Origin of the sequence: Bacillus sp. I-2 (genome assembly GCF_001974945.1) — a bacterium.
Lineage (GTDB): Bacteria > Bacillota > Bacilli > Bacillales > Bacillaceae > Bacillus > Bacillus safensis.
Window position 1 is genome coordinate 273,165 of record NZ_LZRW01000045.1, and the last position, 6,939, is coordinate 280,103.

The 6,939-nt window shown below is 42.3% G+C and carries 6 protein-coding genes and 1 other RNA gene; all 7 read left to right on the top strand.

The genetic code is table 11. The features are described from left to right. The first annotated feature begins 34 nt into the window (after positions 1-34). The 7 genes from BAE31_RS17905 (at position 35) to BAE31_RS17935 (ending at position 6,792) form a co-directional block, all read left to right on the top strand. A complete protein-coding gene (locus tag BAE31_RS17905) occupies positions 35-2,281 on the top strand; it encodes a DEAD/DEAH box helicase (protein WP_076841035.1) in 2,247 nt (748 codons plus the stop codon). 24 nt (positions 2,282-2,305) lie between these two features. Beyond that, a complete protein-coding gene (locus BAE31_RS17910) occupies positions 2,306-3,553 on the top strand; it encodes a ribonuclease H-like domain-containing protein (RefSeq protein ID WP_076841036.1) in 1,248 nt (415 codons plus the stop codon). Between the two features lie 317 nt (positions 3,554-3,870). Next, complete coding sequence (gene cotD, locus BAE31_RS17915) at positions 3,871-4,110, top strand: spore coat protein CotD (protein ID WP_076841037.1); 240 nt, start codon at positions 3,871-3,873, stop codon at positions 4,108-4,110. Between the two features lie 48 nt (positions 4,111-4,158). Beyond that, positions 4,159-4,701, top strand: a complete 543-nt coding sequence (locus BAE31_RS17920) for an SLOG family protein (protein WP_029706022.1) — start codon at positions 4,159-4,161, stop codon at positions 4,699-4,701. Positions 4,702-4,776: 75 nt separating this feature from the next. Further along, positions 4,777-5,082: a cell division regulator GpsB gene (gene gpsB, locus BAE31_RS17925; protein ID WP_012010336.1), complete on the top strand. Its 306-nt coding sequence runs from the start codon at positions 4,777-4,779 to the stop codon at positions 5,080-5,082. A gap of 60 nt (positions 5,083-5,142) precedes the next feature. Continuing rightward, an RNA gene (gene rnpB, locus BAE31_RS17930) (RNase P RNA component class B) lies at positions 5,143-5,529 on the top strand. 108 nt (positions 5,530-5,637) lie between these two features. Further along, positions 5,638-6,792, top strand: coding sequence for a THUMP domain-containing class I SAM-dependent RNA methyltransferase (locus BAE31_RS17935; RefSeq protein WP_034623490.1), 1,155 nt, complete (start codon positions 5,638-5,640; stop codon positions 6,790-6,792). Positions 6,793-6,939: the final 147 nt, after the last annotated feature.

Genomic DNA, 6,939 nt, shown 5'->3' on the forward strand with positions numbered 1-6,939 from the left:
TATTCGGTACACTAGAATGAGAGGTGGACGCAATATGAAAAAGAAAACAATGAACGAACTGATAGAAGAATTAAAGAAAGACGAACAGATAGAACATTGGCATGAAATTGAAGCAAAGCCTGCACAGACCTCACCCGTTCCTGAAAGAGTGGACGACAGGCTAAAAAAGGCGCTTGAAAAACGAGGCGTGAAAGAGCTGTATATTCATCAAAAGGAAGCCTTTGAACGAGTAATGGATGGTGAGCATGTAGTGACTGTTACACCAACAGCTTCAGGTAAAACGCTTTGCTACAATCTGCCTGTTCTTCAGTCGATCGCAGAAGACCAGACAAACCGCTCTCTTTATTTATTCCCAACAAAAGCGCTCGCGCAGGATCAAAAGAGTGAACTGAACGAGATCATCCACGAGATGGATGTTCCGATTCATAGTGAAACATATGACGGAGACACCTCCCCGGCCATTCGGCAGCGAGTCAGACAAGCAGGACATATTGTCATCACAAACCCAGATATGCTGCATTCAGCTATTTTGCCTCATCATACGAAATGGGTCAGCTTATTTGAGAATTTGAAGTATATTGTCATTGATGAGCTTCATACATATCGAGGCGTATTTGGCAGTCATGTGGCTAATGTGATTCGCAGGTTAAAACGAATTTGTGCATTTTATGGAAGTGATCCAATTTTCATTTGTACTTCAGCAACGATTGCAAATCCAAAAGAGCTGGCGCAGCAGCTCACAGGGAGCAAAGTGCATCTTATTGAACGAAACGGAGCGCCTAGCGGTAAAAAGAATTTTGTGTTTTATAACCCGCCAGTGGTGAATAAACCATTAAATATTAGACAAAGCGCTGCCACTGTCGTCAACCAATTGGCTAAAACATTTTTAAAAGAAAAAATTCAAACGATCGTTTTTGCTAGAAGCAGAGTACGAGTAGAAGTGATTTTAAGTCATATTCAAGAGCTTGTGAAAAAAGAAATCGGTCCAAAATCGATTCGCGGGTATCGAGGAGGCTATTTGCCAAAAGAGCGGCGCGTGATTGAAAAGGGGTTAAGAGAAGGAGACATTCTAGGTGTCGTCAGCACAAACGCACTAGAATTAGGGGTAGATATAGGTCAGCTAAAGGTATGCATTATGACGGGGTATCCTGGCAGTGTAGCGAGTACATGGCAGCAGGCAGGACGTGCTGGAAGGCGTCATGAGGAGGCGCTCATTATCATGGTGGCAAGCTCCTCACCCCTTGATCAATATATTGTCAGACACCCTGAATATTTCTTTAATAGACCGCCTGAAGCAGCCAGAATCAATCCTGAAAATCTCATTATTTTAGTGGATCATCTAAAATGTGCTTCCTACGAGCTGCCATTTCGGACGGATGAACAGTTTGGCGGCATGGAAGTAGAAGACATTTTGCAATACTTACAAGAGGAAGGGGTTCTTCATTTTAGCGGGAACCGGTATTATTGGTCAGATCAATCGTTCCCAGCGCATGGCATCAGCCTGCGGTCTGCAAGCCAGGAAAATGTGGTAATTGTGGATCAATCCGACGTAGCGAATGTTCGGATTATTGGAGAGATGGATCGATTCAGTGCAATGACATTGCTTCATGATGAGGCGATTTATTTACATGAAGGGGTTCAGTATCAAGTAGAAAAGCTAGATTACGAGCATTTGAAGGCTTATGTGAAACAAGTAGATGTAGAATACTATACAGATGCTAATTTAGCTGTTCAGCTCAAGGTGCTGGAAATCGACCAGACAACAGAGAAAGAAGCGGTATCTGTTCACTACGGTGATGTGACTGTCAACGCAATGCCAACAATTTTCAAAAAAATCCGGCTCAGTACCGGTGAAAATATCGGCTCTGGTCCAATTCACCTACCTGAAGAAGAAATTCATACGAGTGCGGCTTGGTTTGAATTACATGATGCAGAGCGGAGATTTGAAGAGAAAACACTTGAACAGCTGCTGCTTGGCATTGCAAATGTTCTTCAGCACATTGTACCTGCTTTTGTGATGTGTGACCGCTCAGATATTCATGTTGTTTCACAAATTAAAGCGGCACATACCGGTAAACCGACAGTCTTTTTATATGACCACTACCCTGGCGGAATTGGTTTAAGCAAAGAAGTCCAAGCTCGTTTCGATGAAATAGCAGGTGCAGCCATTCAGCTGATAGAGCGGTGCCGCTGTGAGAACGGCTGTCCATCCTGCATTGGCATGGAAATGAAAGAGGTGAGCGGAAAAAGCAGCATTGTTGAATTGATGTCTGTATTTTAAGGGAAAGGAGGAAGGCACCTACTTATGTCTTTAAAAGGGAAATTAAATCGAATGAAGAAGCACCTATCGCACAACCAGCCAAATGAAAAACGGCAAAAAGCAGCGGAAGGGCAACCTCAGCCTGTAACGGCCGAAAACATCCCATTTTTAAAGGAATGGGAGCAATTGGGTGCAGCTCCTTATCACTTTGAGGATTCCTTTTGTCTCATTCGAGAAGTCACCTATTCATTAGAAGACAAGCATGGACTCTACTCGTTTGCGGAACTGCCAAAGATCATCGAGGCTTGGAACAAAAGCGGCATCCAGCATTCTCTATCGGCTAAAGGTTACAAGCCGCATGAACTGTTTTTCTTTGATACAGAAACAACTGGATTATCTGGCGGAACGGGAAATATGATCTTCTTGCTAGGACATGCGCGGGTCTTTGCTGACAAAGTAGTGGTGAAACAGCACCTGCTCACAAATCCGGGAAATGAAGCAGCTCTTTATAAAAGTTTTCTCGATGAAGTGAACGTAGAATCACTCGTTACATATAATGGAAAATCATTCGATTGGCCGCAAGTGAAAACGAGACATACTTTGTTGAGAGATCAAATCCCTGCGCTTCCAGAGTTTGGCCATTTTGATCTTCTGCATGGGTCAAGACGGTTGTGGAAGCATAAATATGAACGAATGGCGCTGTCTGTGGTTGAAAAAGAAGAGCTGCACGTTCACAGGGAAGGAGACACACCGGGTTTTTTGGCACCGATGATCTATTTTCACTTTTTAAAGGAACAAAATCCGAAGCTCATTGAAGGGATTTTGACTCATAATGAATTAGACGTCCTTTCGTTAATCAGCCTCTACATTCATCTATCCAAAAAAATTCTATCTATGGATGCGGTAAAGGAGCACGATGAGAAATACGCGCTGGCTAGGTGGCATCTTGCGCATCGTGATGTACAGGAAGCTACGAAGCATTTGCGGGAATTAACAGGTGCTGATTTTGAACATGCCAATCAGGCGGCTTTTGATCTCTCCTTACAATATAAACGGCTAAACGAGTGGGATGAAGCAGTTCGAATTTGGGAAACATTATTTGAATCAAGTGATGTCCATTTAGCATTAAAAGCGGGCATAGAGCTTGCGAAGTTTCAGGAGCATCGCCAAAAAGATGCAAGATCAGCTCTTTCCATCACGGAATCTTTATTATCTTTCTCTTCATTAAGCGAACGAGACACGAAAGAGCTTGAGAAGCGCAAAAAACGGCTATTGAGAAAAGCTGGGCAATGAACTATTTATTGCCCGGGAAAGCGCAAAAAATGACAACGTTCGGCTCTCGGCCGAAAATAAAAATTGTTTAGCACTTTTATTGTAGAAAGGCCGCGAATCCTGTAAAATAGCGTTAGAAATTGAATGAGGAGCGTAGAGCATGTATAAGGGTCTTTTCTACTTGTTTTTTCTTGTGGTCATTTTGGTCGCTTTTGTGTTTTCAAACTATAAAGATATTTTTCTTGCCAACTTTTAAAATAGGTTAATGCATTAGTACATGTACACCTCTTAATTCATACATTGTTAATGTAAGAAAATAAAGGAGAGGGGAATGCTACATGTACCATCATCATCATCATTGCCATCCAAATGTTACACAGCCAATTGTTCATCCGACGAATCATTGCTGTACACACAGCGAGTCAACAACAATTGTGCCGCATATCCACCCGCAGCATGTGACAAATGTTCACCACCATAATTTCCAACATGTTCACTACTTCCCGCATACGTTTTCTCAGGTGGACCCGGCAACACATCAACACTTTAACTGCGGTGGACCTTGCTGTAACAGATAAAGTGAATGGGACTTTAATAAGTCCCATTTTTTAAAAGCAGGTGAAAAAATGAAAATTATTGCTGTCACAGGGTACAAGCCGTTTGAGCTTGGGATATTCAAACAAGACGAGCCTGCACTTCAATACATAAAAGCGGAGCTTCAAAAAAGGCTGACAGCCCTTATCGAAGAAGGTCTGGAATGGGTTCTCATATCAGGCCAGCTTGGGGCAGAAATTTGGACAGCCGAAGTGGTGTTTGAGCTTCAGGAGGAATATCCAGCGTTAAAACTTGCAGTTATTACGCCTTTTTATGAACAGGAAGAGCGCTGGAATGAACAAAACAAAGAGTTGTATGAAGGAATTCTTGCACAGGCCGATTTTGTAGAAAGTGTCACGCATAGACCGTACGAAAGTCCGGCACAATTTAAACAAAAGAACCGCTTTTTTATTGAAAAAACAGATGGCCTTCTCGTCTTATATGATCCCGAGCATGAGGGATCGCCGAAGTATATGATCAGGGAGGCGGAAGCCTATACCGATTACCCGATTATGTACATCACGATGGATGATCTAAGAGCGCAGGTTGAGGCGGAAGATCCGTTTTTTGATTAAAAGCAAGAGAAAATTTGACAACGTCACGTATTTCTGAAAAAATATACTATGAATTCACGATATGAGGTGAAAAAGATGCTTGCTGATAAAGTAAAGCTTTCTGCGAAAGAAATTTTAGAAAAAGAATTTAAAACAGGTGTCAGAGGGTACAAACAAGAAGAAGTCGATAAATTTTTAGATATGGTCATTAAAGACTATGAGACCTTCAACCAAGAAATCGAAAAACTTCAACAAGAAAACCTCCACTTGTCAAAACAGCTTGAAGAAGCAGTTGAACAAGGGAAAAGACAGCCTGCACAGTCTAATACAACAAACTTTGATATTTTAAAAAGACTATCGAACCTTGAGAAACACGTTTTCGGCAGCAAACTTTATGATTGAGTCTTGCTGAAAAAGCTTGTGTCAGATGTCATTGTCGTTTATAATAACGCTTATTGATTAACGTTCGGGTAATCGCTGTAATGCTATTTAGGGCATTGCAGAGGAAAGTCCATGCTCGCACGGTGCTGAGATGCCCGTAGTGTTCGTGCCTGGCGAAAAAATAAGCCAGGGCAGCCTGGGAAAGGCTGACGGCAGGAAAAATGCCTACGTCCTTTTTAGGATATGGCAAAGTATCCTTGAAAGTGCCACAGTGACGAAGTCTCACTAGAAATGGTGAGAGTGGAACGCGGTAAACCCCTCGAGCGAGAAACCCAAACTTGGTAGGGGAACTTTCTCAAAGGAACCAAACGGAGAGAAGGACAGAGAATTCTGTAGATAGATGATTACCACCTGAGTACGAGGCATTTGCCGTTTGCAGTACGATGGAACAAAACATGGCTTACAGAACGTTAAATCCGTTATAATAAACATGATGAAACAAAGCTCTCCTATTTCAACATATGGAGAGCTTTTATCTTGAATACATAAAAGGACGAGAAAACAGGTGATAAATCAATGAAAACCTATACACTCATCGCAACAGCTCCAATGGGAATTGAAGCAATTGTTGCAAAAGAAGTAAGAGACCTTGGCTATGAGTGCACAGTCGACAACGGAAAAGTGATTTTCAAGGGGGATGCTCTTGCGATTTGCCGTGCAAACCTTTGGCTGCGCACAGCAGACCGAATTAAGGTACAAGTTGCTGAATTTTCGGCAAAAACATTTGATGAGCTTTTTGAACGGACAAAGGCGATTGACTGGGCCGCTTTTTTACCAAAAAACAGTACGTTTCCTGTCATTGGGAAATCTGTGAAATCTCAGCTTGCCAGTGTGCCGGACTGCCAGCGCATCGTCAAAAAAGCCATTGCGCAAAAGCTTAAATCCTCCTACAACATTCAGTCTGAATGGCTTGAAGAGACGGGACCTGAATATAAAATCGAGATCGCTCTTTTAAAAGATAAAGCGGTTCTTACGCTTGATACATCTGGTGTAGGTCTTCATAAACGCGGATACCGCATGGATCAAGGCGGAGCACCTATTAAAGAAACGCTTGCTGCTGCGCTCGTCTTATTAACGAACTGGACACCTGACCGTCCGTTTGTTGATCCTTTCTGCGGATCAGGAACAATCGCCATTGAAGCAGCGATGATAGGACAAAACATTGCCCCAGGATTTAACCGGGATTTTGCGTCTGAATCATGGGAATGGATCGGTGAAGACGTATGGAACAAAGCGCGTGTGGAAGTAGAAGAAAAAGCAAACTATGATCAGCCGCTCCGCATCATTGCAAGTGACATCGACCATCGTATGGTAGACATCGCAAAAATGAATGCAGAAGAAGCAGGACTGAGTGAACTGATTGAGTTTAAACAAATGCAAGTAAAAGACTTTCAAACAAAAGAAGAGTACGGTGTGATTGTCGGAAATCCTCCTTACGGTGAACGACTGAGTGATAAACCAGCAGTTGAAAAAATGTATCAAGGAATGGGTGAAGCGTTTAAGAACCTAGATACATGGTCCATTTACATCTTAACGTCACACGAAAAATTCGAAGAGTGCTTCGGAAGAAAAGCGACGAAAAAGAGAAAACTGTTTAATGGATTTATTAAAACAGACTATTATCAATATTGGGGAAAACGCCCGCCTAGAAAGCAACCAACCGAATCGTAATAAAAGGCCGCACCGAAAGAGGGACTGACCCCATAAAGTGAGACAAATAAAAACACCTTTAAATTGAAAAATCGGGTATAGCATATCTGAAAACAATTTGGAGGTGTTTTTTGTATGGGAAAAAGAGTTAGTTATCCGATTAGTGTA